General features: G+C 29.0%; 8 protein-coding genes. 7 read left to right on the top strand and 1 reads right to left on the bottom strand.

The features are described from left to right. Positions 1-45: 45 nt before the first annotated feature. Genes ACSIGC_RS16260 through ACSIGC_RS16250 form a run of 3 tightly spaced genes read left to right on the top strand, consistent with a single transcriptional unit; the run spans position 46 to position 3,224 of the window. Complete coding sequence (locus ACSIGC_RS16260; protein ID WP_442265831.1) at positions 46-972, top strand: septum formation inhibitor Maf; 927 nt, start codon at positions 46-48, stop codon at positions 970-972. Positions 973-1,030: 58 nt separating this feature from the next. Beyond that, a complete protein-coding gene (locus ACSIGC_RS16255) occupies positions 1,031-2,167 on the top strand; it encodes a hypothetical protein (protein WP_442265830.1) in 1,137 nt (378 codons plus the stop codon). Further along, positions 2,157-3,224, top strand: a complete 1,068-nt coding sequence (locus ACSIGC_RS16250; protein WP_442265829.1) for a nucleotidyltransferase family protein — start codon at positions 2,157-2,159, stop codon at positions 3,222-3,224. The genes ACSIGC_RS16255 and ACSIGC_RS16250 overlap by 11 nt, the downstream gene beginning before the upstream one ends. Here the strand turns inward: ACSIGC_RS16250 and ACSIGC_RS16245 are convergent. Then, positions 3,186-4,544 (bottom strand): UDP-N-acetylmuramate--L-alanine ligase, encoded by a 1,359-nt coding sequence (locus tag ACSIGC_RS16245; protein ID WP_442265828.1) that lies wholly within the window; start codon positions 4,542-4,544, stop codon positions 3,186-3,188. The two genes, ACSIGC_RS16250 and ACSIGC_RS16245, sit on opposite strands and share 39 nt — an antisense overlap. 111 nt (positions 4,545-4,655) lie before the next feature. Here ACSIGC_RS16245 and ACSIGC_RS16240 point away from each other — a divergent pair, with 111 nt between their 5' ends. The 4 genes from ACSIGC_RS16240 to ACSIGC_RS16225 all read left to right on the top strand — a co-directional run bounded on the left by ACSIGC_RS16240 (position 4,656) and on the right by ACSIGC_RS16225 (position 17,132). Further along, on the top strand, positions 4,656-7,559 hold the full coding sequence (locus tag ACSIGC_RS16240; RefSeq protein ID WP_442265827.1) for a gliding motility-associated C-terminal domain-containing protein: 2,904 nt from the start codon (positions 4,656-4,658) through the stop codon (positions 7,557-7,559). A 9-nt stretch (positions 7,560-7,568) separates the two neighbouring features. Next, complete coding sequence (locus tag ACSIGC_RS16235) at positions 7,569-8,519, top strand: PorP/SprF family type IX secretion system membrane protein (protein ID WP_442265826.1); 951 nt, start codon at positions 7,569-7,571, stop codon at positions 8,517-8,519. 10 nt (positions 8,520-8,529) lie between these two features. Then, on the top strand, positions 8,530-10,590 hold the full coding sequence (locus ACSIGC_RS16230) for an OmpA family protein (protein WP_442265825.1): 2,061 nt from the start codon (positions 8,530-8,532) through the stop codon (positions 10,588-10,590). A gap of 158 nt (positions 10,591-10,748) precedes the next feature. Continuing rightward, on the top strand, positions 10,749-17,132 hold the full coding sequence (locus tag ACSIGC_RS16225) for an MG2 domain-containing protein (protein WP_442265824.1): 6,384 nt from the start codon (positions 10,749-10,751) through the stop codon (positions 17,130-17,132). Positions 17,133-17,248: the final 116 nt, after the last annotated feature.

Below are 17,248 nucleotides of genomic sequence, written 5' to 3'. Positions count from 1 at the left end.
AGCCCAAGTTAATCAACTTGGGTTTTTTATTTATACATTTTAAAAATGAAAAGATTAGCAACTATTATAACTTCGACACTTATAACTTTAACAATATATTCATGTATAAATTCAAACGCAAGTGAAATTAAACATTCAGCAATAATTGTAGAAAAAACAAGAACTGTATCTCCTGAAACAAAAAAATATTGGTATGATGGTAATGCTGAAATCTCAAGCTATAAGCTTTCACAAGCAAGATATGGAGAAATTCACGAAGGAACTGCTACTTTGATTTTTGTCACCGAACCATTTTCACAAACCTCAAACACTAAAGCAGATTACCCTAACCCCAATAATATTCCTGTTCTAAAATTAAATATGAATAAGAAGTTTAATACTGGAATTTATCCTTATTCAATGATGAATAGTACATTTTTCCCTTTTGAAAAAGATAATTATTCATTAAAAATAGCTTCATCAATGCAAGAATGGTGTGGTATGACTTATGTTGAAATGAAAAACAATAAAGACCACCTTCTTTTAAACTTTAATTCTTATTTTGAAGGAGCTTCTTTTCTAAATAAAAAAATCAAAAAAGTACTTTTAGAAGATGATTTATGGTCTTTAATCAGACTAAACCCTGAATTACTTCCTACTGGAGATATAGAAATCATACCTTCTTTCTTTTTTTTAAATTCAAAACATAAAGAATTTAAAAGCTATATCGCAAATATTGAATTAAATAAATCAGAAGATATATCAACTTATAAAATTTCATACTCAAAACTCAACCGAACTTTACAAATCAGTTTTGAATCTTCTTTTCCTCATAAAATATTGAACTGGAAAGAATCACACAATAGTGGTTATGGAAAAAACAAAAAAATATTGACTACAGAAGCTTCATTAATGAATACTATTAAAGTTGACTATTGGAATAAAAATCAAAATAAAGATTCTATCTGGAGAAATAAATTAAATTTGAAATAGCTAAACAAATAAAAAAACCTCAAGAGTATTCTTGAGGTTTTTAGTTATTTTTACCCCAATGGGAATAAAAACTACATTACTTAGAGAACATATTGAAGACAAATCAGTTGTTTGGTTTTCTGAAACTAATCAATACATCGTATTAGAAAATAAAGTAGCAGAAATAATTTTTAATCTAAATGAAGGAATCTCGATTGAAGAAATTAGTAAGGGACTTGAACAAGAACTTGAAGTTTCTTTTGATGACGCTTTAGATTTTACTGAAAAGATCTATTCAAATGTTTATTTATCTAACATTAAGAAAAATGAAAATTTAAATGAAACAGAAAGAAAGCATGAAATTCCAACTTTTCAAATTTCGAAATTCTACAAAATAAATAACTTAGTTTTTAAAGTAGATTTTCTTTCTGAATTTGAAGAATATTTAGTCCACCCTAAATTCTCTCATTTAGAAATTGAATACCAAACAGACAGTGATTACCATTTTCAAGTTTTTACGGAAAAAAACATCACTCATCTATTGATAGATAACAATCACATTGGTTCATGGCATAGAAAAGATATTCATTATTTTCAAGGAAAGTTCTCAATGTATATTGTTCAATATATACACAACAAACCAGAAGATGAATGGATGGGAATTTTTCATGCTTCAGGATTAGGAAATAAAAATAAATCTTTACTTTTATTAGGAGATTCTGGTAACGGAAAAAGTACATCTCTAGCAATCTTACAAGCCAACGGATTAACTTGTTTAGCCGACGACTTTGTTCCTATAGATATTAACAAACAAAATATTTATACATTTCCTTCTGCGATTTCTATAAAGAAAAACAGTTTGGAAACCCTACTACCTATGTATCCTGAATTAGAAACTTCTGCTGAGTTTCATTTCAAAAGATTAAATAAAATTGTTCGATTTCTACCTCCAAAAACAAATACCTCTGATTACAACTTACCTTGTAACGATCTTGTTTTTATTAAATATGAAAAAAATAGTGATTTAAACTTTAATTCTATTTCTAAATTAGAAGCTTTCCAACAGTTAATTCCTGATTCTTGGATTTCAAGTAAACCTGAAAATGTAAAAGTATTTTTAAAATGGTTCTCGAATACCAAATGTTATCGTTTAACTTATTCTGACAATGAAAAAATGGTAAAAACCATTAAAAATTTACTTAACGATGACATATAAAGAAACATTATTTTTTATTGGAAAATGTTTAACTATAAACCATGAAGCTCACAATAAACGTATTGTAGAAGAACATTTAAAAAATAATACTGTTGATTGGGACAATATTGTTAAGCTTAGTACAGAACATTATGTTTTTCCTGCTCTATATTGTAATTTAAGAAAAGCTGATTTTTTAAAATATTTACCCGAAGATTTGGTCGGGTATATGAAACATATTGCTGATTTAAATCGAGAACGTAATACACAAATAATTCAGCAAGCCAAAGAGATTAATGAATTGTTACTTTCTCATAATATTACTCCTATTTTTTTAAAAGGAACAGGTAATTTACTTGAAGGTCTGTATGACGATATTGCTGAGAGAATGGTTGGGGATATTGATTTTTTAGTTAACAACAACAGCTTTACTGAATCTATTAGGGTATTAAAAAACGATGGATACTACAAATTTCATAAGGATAAATTTGACACCACAATAACAAATAGGCACTATCCAAAAATGATAAAGAAAAATAAAATTGCATCTACTGAAATTCATTATAAGATGGTAAGTTCTTCTAAAATTTCGGAATTCAATTATGATTTTATTTTTCCAAACATCAAGAAAAAAAACATATCCACATTGTCTTACAGCGATAATATTATTTTAACGACCTGTAATAAACAATTTAATGACAATGGTAAAATTTTTAAGAATTTCAATTTAAGAAGTTCTTACGATATCTTTCTTCTATCAAAAAAATGTTCACCTATTACATCTGTAAAAAAACTCAAAAACCATAAACATCTAAACAATTTTCTATATAGTAGTTTTAAAATTTTTAATGAACCTAACTCCATTAGTTATGAAAATACCCTACTTGCCCAAACTTTCTTTTCTAATCAAATAAAACTTTTAGAACACCCAATGTCAAAGCTTAAAAAAAAGCTTGTTTCATGGCGAATATTTAATACTAAAGCCTTTAAAACAATTTTTAAATCAACCTACAAAAAGGAATATAGAATATATTTAAAATCAAGAATCCACCATTTTTTTAACTTCTTCAAAATCTAAACCACCATAATTACCCGAACTCATTAACAATAAAACAGAATCTTTTAAATTCTTTTTAAACAAATATTCTTTAAACTGAATTGGATTGATAAAAATCACTAAATCTTCTCTTTGAAAAGAATCTGCTATTTGTTTCTCTGTTACTTCATCTAATTCTTTAATCTTAACTGCGTGAGGAGAATAAAACACAATAGCTTCATCTGCTTTGTTTAGAGTGTTTTTGTATTCTGATAAAAAATCAGCATTCAAGCTACTATAGGTGTGTAATTCTAAACAAGCAATAAGTTTCTTATTTCTATATTGATCTTTTACAGCCGTAGTAGTAGCTTTTACTTTAGAAGGCGAATGAGCAAAATCTTTAAAAATAATAGTAGAATCATTCTCAGCTATTTTTTCTAATCTTTTACTCGCTCCTTTAAAAGACATAATAGCTTCATAAAAATCTTCTTCATCTACTCCCATATGCTGACAAATCCATTTAGCTCCAGCTATATTTTGTAGATTATGATCTCCAAACACATCTAAAGGTAAATCTCCTTCTACTGTATTTAAATAGGTAATCCCATTTTCTATAAAATGTTCAGGTAAACTATACGGATACCTTTTTATAGAATTTGTCGAGTTTTCAACTACTTTTTTTACATTTTCATCTTCTTCACTATAAACCATAATACCTCCATTTACTAATGAGTCTGTAAAAATCTGAAACTGCTCTATATAATTTTCAAAAGTTGGAAATACATTAATATGATCCCAAGCAATTCCACTTAACAATGCAATATTTGGCTTGTACAAATGAAACTTTGGTCTTCGATCTATTGGTGAACTTAAATATTCATCTCCTTCTAAAACAATAAAATCATTTTCCTCTGTTAAGTGTACCATTGTTTCAAACCCATCTAACTGCGCGCCAACCATGTAATCTACTTCTTTATCATGGTAGTTTAAAACATGTAAAATCATTGAAGTAATTGTAGTTTTTCCATGAGAACCTCCAATAACTACACGAGTTTTATGCTTCGATTGTTCATATAAAAACTCTGGATAAGAATAAATTTTCAAACCTAATTCTTGAGCTTTTATTAATTCTGGATTATCAATTTTAGCATGCATTCCCAAAATTATAGCATCAAGATCTTTATTAATCTTATCAGGAAACCAACCAAAACTTTCAGGTAATAAACCTTTAGCTTCTAATCTAGATTTAGAAGGATCGTGAATTGTATCGTCACTTCCTGTTATTTGATATCCTTTTTGATGTAATGCGATAGCTAAATTATGCATTGCACTACCACCTATTGCTATAAAATGTACTCTCATCAGATCTCTTATAATGATTGGCTAAAATAATCAAACTAAATCGTAAATATTAAATAATTGCAGTCTATAAATTTTATAGTAGCTTTGCTTTTCAGCTATTGCTTTTGTAAAATGAAAACTAGACCAAATACTATAACTCTTTCACTTATTGTGATTTTTTTTAATTTATTTTTTTCTTACTCACAATGCGCAGGAAATGATGCTTCTGCAACTATTTGCAACAAAGAATTAGACACTAATTATCAACAATTTAACCTTTTCAATCAATTAAACGGTTCACCTACTACTGGGGGAACATGGACTAGCGAAAACCCTATAAATAGATTTGCTTTAAATTCTAGTACTGGAATATTAAACCTTTGGAGTATCAATCGTTTTGGTGAGCATAAATTCATTTACACGAATGATGATTGTGGTGAAAGTGCTACTGTAACAGTTTTTTTAGGAGGATATCCTGGTGAAGACAACATAGATGGAGGAGCAAATGCTTGTGAAGACGACACTGCTGTAGATTTATTCTCTTTTTTAGATAATGATTTAATTAGTTTAAGTTCAGATATTAATGGAACTTGGAGTGTTGGTACTGGAACACCGCCTATTGCTTTAAATGGCAGCTTCTTCAATGCAACAGTTGCTGGTCGTGGAACTCATACATTAATTTATACTGTTGACACAATAGATTCGTGCCCCTCTAGAACAGCAACAATCATATTAGAAGTTCACAGAGCTTCAGATTCAGGAATTGCTTCTGAGCTTAATATTTGTGACACAGACAATTTAAGCATCTATAGCAATTTAGATTTATTTGATTATTTAGCGGGTAATGATAGTGATGGTATTTGGTCAGATAATGACACCACTGGACAAATTACTTCTCTAACTGATCATATCATCAATGTTGAGCAAATTTACAACGATTTTGGACCTGGATTTTATTCTTTTACTTATACTGTTTTTCCAATCCATGGAGTTTGTTCTAAAACTTCAAGTACTGTAAATATTTTTATTCCTGAAATCTCTGGAAAATTCTCCGTTGAAAAGTTATGTGATATAGAAAACACAACTATTAAAATTATACATGAAGGCTCTGAAGAAGCTCAAATGGTTTATAATATAGACTATGAAATAATAGATAAAAACACCGGATTAGTAGTATATTCAGATACACAAAATGACGTTCCCTTTTCTATTTTTGATGATGATTTAGGTACAAGAACCTTATTTGAATACGAATTTGAGCTTAGCTCATCTATTTTATCTCCTGGAAGTTACACCATAAGAACCGTAGCTATAAAAGATCTCAGAAATATTATTTGCGATACATATACTGTTGAAGAGTTTGACTTTACAATTTATAACGCAAAAGTTAATGTAGAGGATATTTGTTTCGATACTGATATAATAGATATCGATATTTCTGAATTAACCAACAATGACGGAACAATTACCAACAGTGAACACACACTTAGCTATGTAGTTTCTAATAATGTTAATTCTGATTTAATTGTAGTCAACGATTTAAATGTTTTATTTACTGATGGAAAAGCTACTTTACCTTTAGATTTTTCATCTTTCCCACCACAAATAGCAGAATATACAATCGATATAACTTCTCCAACAGCTATTGGTTTAAACTGTGTTGAAGAAACTTTTACCATCAAAAGAGTTCCTGAAGACATTACTCTCGATCTACAAGTAGATAACGCTTGTAATGCTACAGACATGAAAATCTTAATTGATGCTCCTAATTTAAGTAGCGGTGAATATACTATCACTTATGAGGTTACAGAATTAAATAGCTCTACTAAACTTATAGAAAATACAATTGTTTTCTCAGGAGGAAATGCAAATTTCAATGTAGATATTTCCGGATTAGCTCAAGGAAATTACAATGTATTATTAAAAAGTGTACAAAATGACACTGATCCTTGTAGAACACAATTTGAATTCGAACTCACAGAATCCTTCTCTATAAATGGTATTCCTGATGCTCCCGTTTTAGAAGAGAACCAAACTTTATGTTTATCTGATTTTTTTCCTAATCAACCAACTCTAAATAATATTACTGTAGATGAAGGAGAAAATCTAACTTGGTATGAAAATTCCAGCACTACAACTCCTTTAGATATAAATACAGCTTTAGAGGACGGAAAAACATATTTTGTAACAGCTAGTGACCTTAACAATAGTTGTGAAAGTTCAGATCGTTCTGTAGTAAACATCAAAATTATAACAACGGAAATGGTTAGTTCTACTGATACTAATCCTACTTTTTGTGGTTTAGATAACCCTACTCTAGCTGACTTTAATGCATCAGTTTCTACTGGTACTGTTATTTGGTATGATGCTAATACTGGAGGATCTATATTAGATTCTTCAACAATTATAGAGAATAATAAAAGCTATTTTGCTGTGTCAAAAATAGATGACTGTGAACATCATGAACGGTTAGAATTTATTGCATCTGTTATTACTCCTCCTACTCCCGAATTTACTGGTGATACACAACGTTGTGGATTAAGTAACCCTACTTTAGCTGATATTGCTTCAGAAATCACAATTGTTAGTGGGTATGATTTATTATGGTATGATGCCAATGAAGGCGGGAATGAATTAAGTGAAAACGATCCTATTGAGCAAGATACTACTTACTTTGCTGTTTATGTTGATCCGACAACTGGTTGTGAAGGAGAAAGAGCTGCAATAAATATCGATTTATCAGATTGTAACCCTGAAGACTATGACTTCTTCATTCCTGATGGTTTTTCTCCAAATAACGACGGAACTAACGATGATTTTTATATTCCTTTTATTGAATTTTTCTATCCGAATTACGAATTAGAAATTTTTAATAGATACGGTCAATCTTTATTTAAAGGAAACATTGATAATCCAAAATGGAATGGACAAAACGCTTCTGGATCGGAAGTTACTAGTGGTGTTTACTTTTATATACTTAACTACAATAAAGACAACTTAAAACCTAAACAAGGAAGAATTTACTTAAGTAAATAAAAATAGCTAATGAAAAAATTAATATATCTTATTTGTATTTGTTCCTTTTTTGAGCTCTTTTCTCAACAAGATCCTCAATACACACAATACATGTATAACCAAAACATTGTAAATCCTGCCTACGTTACAAACAATTTAGGAGTTATAAATTTTGGTGTAATGCATAGAAGACAATGGACTTCTGCAGTTGGAACACCTAAAACCTATAATTTTTTTGCACATGCACCTTTAAGTAATAATATAGAAGCTGGTGTATCTGTAGTTACAGACGACATTGGTGATGGAGTTTTAAAAGAAAATAATTTTTATGCAGATTTTGCTTATATGATAAATATTGCTGAAGGACATAAATTATCATTTGGTTTAAAAGCCGGTTTTACTAGTTTCAACACCAACTTCAATAATTTCAGGTTTCCTGATGAAAATATAAGTTCTGGTTTCATCCCTACTGATTTAGCTTTTGAAAATCAAAATAAAACTTTTGTAAACTTTGGAGCAGGTTTATTTTACTTTACTGATACATATTATATCGGAGCTGCTATTCCAAACTTAGTAAAAGGAGAACATTTTGAAGAAAATAATGGATTAAACAGTATTGGTGGCGAAGAAATTCATTTGTTTGTAAATGGTGGTTATGTTTTTCAAGTTTCTGATCTTTTTAAATTAAAGCCATCATTTATGGCCAAAGCTGTAAAAGGATCTCCAATTGTATTAGATACAGCTGTAAATGTTCTGTATAACCACAAATTTGAAGCAGGCTTAGCTTATAGAGTTAATGACGCTGTAAGTCTAATGTTTAACTTCCGCCTTTTTGATTCTTTGAGAATGGGATATGCCTTTGATTACACCACAAACAATTTAGGAAGTTTTAACTCTGGAACTCACGAATTCATGCTATTGTTTGATTTTGACACATTGGGATTAAAAAAAGGATACGACAAATCACCAAGATTCTTTTAAAAAGATTACTATGAAGAAAATAAGTTTTTTACTACTATTCAGTTCTGTTTTTATTTGCTTTTCTCAAAGTCAATCTCTTAAAAGAGCGCATAAATATTTTGAAAGAACATTTTATACCGAAGCTATTCCTCTGTATGAAAAAGCTTTAAAAGAAAGAGAAAGTTTTGAAGCAATAAAAAATCTAGCAGATGCTTACTACTATACATATAATATGGAAAAAGCAACTGTAAATTATCGTTACTTACTTAAAAATTACCATAAAGTTGTTTCTGAAATTTATTATCATAGATTTTCAAATTCATTAAAAGCATTAGGTGAATACAAGAAAGCAAATAATGTTTTACTGAACTACTATAAAACTAAAGATGAAATTAAATACACTCAACTTCAAAAAGAAATTGAGTATTTAGAGAATATTGAAGCTTTAGGGAATCGCTTTTCTATAAAAAATTTAGGTATTAATACTCCTGATTCTGAATTTGGTGCAATTCAAACAGGTAATTCAATCATATTTGCTGCTCCAAGAAAAGAAATTTACGGAAAACGTTTTGGTTGGAATGGACAACATTATTTAGATATTTATCAGGTTAATGCTAATCAAATTTATTTAGGAGACAGTATAGCACAACCTTTTTCAGAGAAAATTAACTCTAAACTACATGAGTCTAATATCATCTTTACCAAAGACGGAAAAACAGCTTACTTCACTAGAAATAATTTAGTAAAAGGAAAAAGAAATACAGACGATAAAAAAGTTACTCACGTTCAACTATACAAAGCAGAATTTATTGATAATGAATGGAAAAACATCACCTCACTATCTTTTAACTCTAACACTTACTCTACCGAACATCCTGCTTTAAGCCCAGATGAAAAAACTTTATATTTTGCTTCTGACATGCCTGGTGGATTTGGCGGATTTGATTTATACGCTGTAACGATTGATTATGACGGAAGTTTTGGAAAACCAAAGAACTTAGGAGAAAAAATAAACACTCCAAATAAAGAGCAATTTCCTTACATAAGCGAAGACAATAAACTCTATTTTTCTTCTAACGGTCACCCTGGTTTTGGATCTTTAGATGTATTTGTTTGCTCAATTTCAGATGGAAAAATATCGAAACCTGATAACATCGGATTTCCTGTAAATTCTGGTTATGATGATTTTTCATTTAATATTAACTCTAAAACTAAAGAAGGTTTCTTTGCTTCTAATAGAAAAGGCGGAAAAGGAAGCGATGACATTTATAAAATAGTAGAACAAAAGCCATTAAAAATTGAACCTTGTTCTCAATTCATCTCTGGATTAATTACTGATAAAGATTCGGGTGTAATTCTTAATGATGTACAATTGATTTTAGTAGATGAAAATCAAAAAGAAATCACGAAGATAAACACTTCTAACAGTGAAAAATTCAAGTTCAAGGTTAATTGTCAAACTACTTATACAGTTAAAGCTTCTAAAGTTGGATACAAAACCAATCAAAAAACAATAATTCTAAGGAAAGTTAGAAATAAAGACAACGATGCTTCAATGACTTTAAAATCTTTAGCAATTATAGAAAAAGAAAAAAGAGAAGCGCTTTCTTTAAAATTAAAAAAAGAACAAGAATTAAAACTAAAAAATGCTGAGAAGCTAAAATTTGCAAAGGATAAAAAACGTAAAGAAATCGTTGAGAAAGAAAAAGATATAGAAAAGCAAAAAGACAGAATAGTTATTAAGACAGACGAAATCAGTTTCGATTATAATTTATGGTATTTAAGACGAGATAGTAAAAAAGCTATTGATCGAGTTATTAATTTAATGAAAAAATACCCTGATATGATTGTTGAGGTAGGAACACATTCAGATATAAGAGGTAATAATCGTTATAACTTAGAATTATCTCAAAAAAGAGCAACAGCAGTTCGTATGTATTTCATGGAAAAAGGTATTGAACCTGATAGAATTTCTGCTATTGGTTATGGTGAAACACAACCTCTTGTAAAATGTAAGACAGAAGAATCTTGTACAGAAGAACAACATGAAATAAATAGAAGATGTGAATTTATTATAAAGAAAATTCTATAATTCTTCTTGTCTTATCAAAAATTGGTATAGCAATTGATTTAATTCATACACTAAATAAAAAGATAGTTTAACTTCAAGATCTAACTAGTTTACTTATTTAAACTTTAGTATATTGAACCTATCTGAGTACTTTGTAAAAAAGTATTAAAAATCATACCATGAAAAATAAATCGATTGCAATACTAATGCTTACGTTTTTCTCTACCGTATTATCTGCACAAAATAACTATGAAAAGTTATGGAAAGAAGTGCATCATTTTGAATTATTTAATCAGCCTAAATCTGCATTAAAAGTTGTTGAAAAAATTTACAAGCAAGCAAAAAAGAAAAATAATGCTCCACAAATTGTAAAAACACTTTTATATAAAAGCAAGTTTTCGTTGACTTTAAATGAGGATGCACAATTAAAAATTATTTCTCAGTTTAAAGAACATATAAACCAAAGTAACACTCCAACAAAAAACGTATTACAAAATATTCTTGCCAATATGTATTGGCAATATTTTCAAAGTAATAGATGGAAATTTTATCAAAGAACAAAAACAGCTTCTAAAGTTGATGAGTCTGATTTTAGAACTTGGGATTTAGAAACACTTTTTGCAGAAATTCATTTAGAATTTCAAAATTCATTAGCACAGAAAAACGAACTTCAGAATATTGATATTAAAACTTTTCATTCTTTACTTGTTAAAGAAAAGAATTCAGAAAAATATCGTCCAACATTATATGATTTTTTAGCACATAATGCTTTAAGTTTTTATGAAACTGATGAAACAAGAATTACCAAGCCTACCTATCAATTTAAAGTAACAGAAGAAAAACTAATTTCTGAAGCCGAACAATATGCTTCATTAAATTTAGAAAGTAAAGATAAATTGTCTTTACAATTTAATGCCTTAAAAATTTATCAAGATTTAATTGCTTTCCATTTACTAAAACAAAATATCAATGCTTTAGTAGATGTCGATTTAAAACGTTTAAACTTTGTAAAATCTAAAGCTACTTTTTCAGAAAAAAATGAATTATACTTAAAAACTTTATTAGACTCTGAAAAGAAATTTAATTCGCATGAAGCCTCTGGTTTATATACTTTTGAAATTGCGAACAAGTACCATAATGATGCTAATAAATATAGTAGTTCAAAAAACAAAAACAAATCTTTACGTTTTAAAAACCAAGAAGCTTTAAAGCTTTGTAATGCTATTATTCAAAAGTTCCCAAAAAGCTTTGCCGCGGATAAAAGTGAGTTATTAAAATTAAAAATAAAGAAGAAAAACATTTCAATTACTGCAGAAGAATATATTCCTTCTCAAACATTTTCTAGAGTTTTAGTAAACTATAAAAATATCGATCAACTTCATTTTTCTATATATAATGTCAACCAAAAAGAATTAGAAGAAATCAAGAAATCATTTCCTAATAAAATACAGATTAGTCGTATTAACAAACTAAAAAAAATAAATACTTGGTCTCAAAAACTTCCTAACGAATTCGATTATCAAAGTCATACCAATGAAGTCATTATTCCTAAACAAGAAAAAGGTACATATATACTTGTTGCCTCAATTAGCGAAGAATTAAATCATAAAAATATTTATGGTTTTGCTTCTTTTCAAGTTTCAGATTTAACTTTAGTAACAAGAACTCAAACTGGAACAACGGTTTATCAAGTTGTTGATAGAAATACTGGTAAACCTATTGAAAAAGCTCTAGTAAACTTCAGCAATAAAAAAAGAAGACATGGAAAAAGTATTAATGTTTCATATTTCACCGATGCAAATGGAGAAATAAAATATAATCCAAAAGATTATTATGGAAATGTTACTGCTAAAATCACATACAAGAATGATGTCGTATTAATAGATAACCTATACTTAAGAAGATTGTATAACGATTTTCATGAATCTACAAGACAAACCGAAACTTTTTTATTTACAGATAGAAGTATTTATAGACCTGGACAAACTGTATTTTTTAAAAGTATTTCTTTAGAAAAGTTAAAAAATAAATCAACAGTAATTGCAAATCAGAATATTGAAATAGCAATTAAAGATGTTAACAATGTTACGTTGCATACATTAAGATTAAAAACGAATGAATTTGGTTCTGCATCAGGAGAGTTTATACTTCCAAACTCCGGTTTAACAGGAAGTTTTCAAATTGTTACTACCATAAACGGAAGAAGAAGTTATGAATACATTTCGGTTGAAGAATACAAACGACCTAAATTCGAAACTGACTTTAAGCCAATTACTACTTCTTTCAAAATGTATGATAGTATTAAAGTTGTTGGTTTTGCAAAATCTTATGCAGGAACTAATATTACTGATGCAAAAGTCACTTACCGTGTTCATAGAAAAGTGCAATTTCCTCGTTGGTATTACTGGTATCGTCCTTCTTTTAACCATTCTGAATCGCAAGAAATAAGAAATGGTGAAGTGACTACTAACGATAAAGGAGAGTTTGAAATTGTTTTTAAAGCCTTACCAGATGAAAGCGTAGCTAAAGATCAATTACCTATTTTCAACTATGAAATCACAGCAGATGTTACCGATCTTAACGGAGAAACAAGAAGCAAAACTACGATAGTTAAAGTAGGTTATCATAGTTTAGTTGCTACTATTAATATTGATGATAAACTAAATAAGAATGATAAAAAACATTCTTTTGAAATTGATAGTAAAAATTTAAATGGTGAATTTGTTCCTGCTGTTGGTGAAATAAAAATCTATAAATTAAAAGCACCTAAACATCCTTTAAGACAAAGACCTTGGATGAGTCCTGATTACCAAACCATTTCTCAACAAGAATTTGAAGAAAAGTTTCCTCACGATCCGTATAAAAATGAAAATAATCGCAGACATTGGGAAAAAGGAGATTTAGTTTTTAATGAAAAGTTTAATACTGAAAAAGCTAAAGAAATTTCACTTAAAAAAATTAAAAACTGGATTTCGGGAAGTTATGTTATAGAGTTATCTTCAAAAGATAAATTCGGACAAGCTGTGAGTGATAAAAGTTATTTCACTGTATTTTCAGATCGAGATAAAGTTCCTGTAGATAATCAACTATTTACTTTTAGAACCGATAAAAAATCATACAAAATTGGAGAAACTGCTAAAATAACTGTAAGTACAAACTCTAATGATCTTACTGTAATGTTGTTTGTAGAAAAAAAACATGAAGTAATTTCTTCTCACTATATACATTTAAACAAAAACAGTAAAACCATTGAAATACCTGTTACAAAAGAAGACTTAGGAGGTTTTGGCGTTCATTACCATCTAGTAAATTACAATGATTTTAAACAAGGAAGACAAATTATTGATGTTCCTTATCCAAATACAGATTTAGAAATTATAACTAAAACCTTTAGAGATAAATTACAACCTGGACAAAAAGAAACTTGGTCTTTTACAATAAAAGGAGCTAAAAAAGAAAAAGTATCAGCCGAATTATTAGCTGGAATGTATGATGCTTCTTTAGATCAATTTAAAAATCACGAGTGGGATTTTTACCCTATTGACAAACCTAAATATTATAGTTCTAGCCTAAGTAGTTCAAGAGGTTTTGGAACTACACGTTTTGCTTTTCAAAACTTAAATCATAACAATTACACAAATTATCCTTCTTTAAAATACGATAGTTTTAATTGGTTTGGTTTTAGCTTTAATAATAGCAATTGGGTTAACAAACAATATTTGAGTCGATTAGGCCGCCCAACACAAGTTAAGAAATCAGGAAGTTTTACTGGTGCAGTTTCGGGTATAATTCGTGATGAAAGCGGACCTCTACCGGGTGTTTCTATCTTAGTTAAAGGAACAACTAATGGAGATGAAAGTAATATTGATGGTGAATTTTCGATTAAAGTTAACAATGGTGATGTTCTAATATTCAGTTTTGTTGGAATGAAAACTGTAGAAGTTCCAGTAAAAAGCTTTTCTAAACTAGATATTTACATGGAAAGTGATAGCGTACTAGAAGAAGTTGTTGTTGTAGGATATGGTGAAACAAGAGAAAAAGTAGCTGTTGCTTCTTCTGCAACTAAAATAAGAGGTAGAGCTTCAGGTATAGAAGCTTCTAATAAAAACTATGATTCTATTGATTCTAGAGGATGGACTCCTAAAGACTCTCAAGAAAAGTATAGCACAAAAAATGAAAAAACATTATCGAATATAAAAGCACGTAAAAACTTACAAGAAACAGCTTTTTTCTATCCTAAATTGTTAACTGATAAAAACGGAGATGTTTCTTTTACATTTACAATGCCAGAAGCCTTAACAAAGTGGAAACTACAATTATTAGCGCACACTAAAGCATTACATTCTTCTACTGAAGTTTTAGAAACAGTAACTCAAAAAGAATTAATGATTGTACCAAATGCACCTCGTTTTTTACGTGAAAAAGATCAAATTACAATTAGTGCTAAAATTAGTAATCTAACCGATAAAACACTTCAAGGTGTAAGTCAATTAATTTTAACTGATGCTATCACAGGAAAAGCTATTGATACTGATTTACAAAACAAACAAGTACAAAAAAGTTTTTCTGTAGATGCTAACGGAAACACAAATGTATCTTGGAACCTAGTTATTCCAGAAACAATTCAAGCTGTTGAATATAAAATTGTAGCACAAGCAGATCAATTTAGTGACGGAGAACAAAATGTACTTCCTGTACTTTCTAATCGAATGTTGGTTACAGAAACTCTACCAATGTGGGTAAGAGGAAACCAGACTAAAACATTCACTTTAAACAAATTAAAAAACAATAGTTCTACAACATTAAAACATCACCAACTAAGTTTAGAGGTTACTTCTAATCCTGCTTGGGAAGCTGTTCAGGCACTTCCATATTTAATGGAATATCCACATGAATGTGCAGAACAAACTTTTTCTCGTTATTACGCTAATACATTAGCTAGTTTTATTGCAAACAATAATCCCAAGATTCAGAATGTATTTAATCAATGGAAAAATAGTGAGACTTTAATCAGTAATCTAGAAAAAAATCAAGAATTAAAATCACTAATCATTCAAGAAACACCATGGTTACGGGACGCACAATCAGAAAATGAACAAAAGAAACGTATTGCCTTACTTTTCGATTTAAACAAAATGCAAAATGAGCAAAGTAACACAATTAACAAATTACAACTCATGCAAATGGAAAATGGCGGTTTTCCATGGTTTAAAGGATCAAACTATGCTAGTCCGAACATTACAAATCACATCGTAACAGGATTCGGTCATTTACAAAAACTTGGTGTGACAAATGAAGGTACTGTTTCAGAAGACATGATTATAAGAGCTATTCAATTTTTAGATGAACATATTGAATATCAATATAATTTACTTTTAGATAGTGCTAAACGTGTAAAAGTTTCTAAAAATAAAAAAGCATATGATGAATTTTTAGCTCAACAACATATCGGTTATTTCGAACTTCAGTATTTATACATGAAAAGTTTCTTTAAAGATTATAAAACTTCAAAGAAAACTAAAAAAGCTATTGATTATTACACTAAACAAGCTGCAAAATATTGGAATAGTTTTAATTTATATGGAAAAGGTTTAAATGCTTTAATTCAATTTAGAAATGGCAATAAAAAATCTGCCAATTTAATTTTAAAATCTTTAGAAGAAAACAGTATTACTTCAGAAGAATTAGGAATGTATTGGAAAGAAAATAAAGCAGGTTGGTATTGGCATCAAGCGCCTGTAGAAACTCAAGCTTTATTAATTGAAGTTTTTGCTGAAATTAAAAATGACACTAAAATTATTGACAACTTAAAAGTTTGGTTACTTAAAAACAAACAAGTAAATCGTTGGAAAACCACAAAATCTACCTCTGAAGCAATTTATGCGTTACTTTTACAAGGCACAAATTGGCTAGCTTCTGACGAGTTAGTAACTGTTACTGTTGGAAATAAAATCATCGATCCAACTCAACTTGAAAACACTAAAATTGAAGCTGGAACAGGTTATTTTAAAACTTCTTGGAACGGAAAAGAAGTTACTCCAGATAAAGCAAAAGTTACCTTAACTAAAAACAACAAAGGTATTGCTTGGGGTGGATTATACTGGCAATATTTTGAAGATTTAGATAAAATTACACACGCTAAAACGCCTTTACAAATCACTAAAAAATTATTTAAAAAGGTAAATTCAGATTCTGGTAAAGAATTAAGAAAACTATCGGAAACTGATTTGGAAATTGGTGATTTGATTACTGTAAGAATTGAATTAAAAGTTGATAGAAATATGGAGTTCATTCACATGAAAGACATGAGAGCTTCAGCTTTTGAACCTGTTAATGTATTATCAAAATACAAATGGCAAGATGGTTTAGGTTATTATGAAAGCACTAAAGATGCAGCAACTCACTTTTTCTTTGATCGTTTGCCTAAAGGAGTTTATGTTTTTGAATATGATGTTCGTGTAAATAGTAAAGGTAACTTTAGTAATGGTATAACTACCATACAAAGCATGTATGCACCAGAATTTACAAGTCATTCTATAGGAACTCGTGTTTCTGTAAAATAAACTTCTTCCTATACAGAAACTTAATATTATAAATAAAAATATATAATTAATCTTTATAACATATAGCCAAGTGACACTAAGAAGACCTCAATACTTGATTTAGATTGAGGTTTTCT

This window comes from Tenacibaculum aquaeponti, from assembly GCF_052084715.1.
In the GTDB taxonomy this organism is placed as follows: domain Bacteria; phylum Bacteroidota; class Bacteroidia; order Flavobacteriales; family Flavobacteriaceae; genus Polaribacter.
Note: the sequence above shows the minus strand (reverse complement) of the source record. Positions and strands in the feature narration are given on the sequence as shown.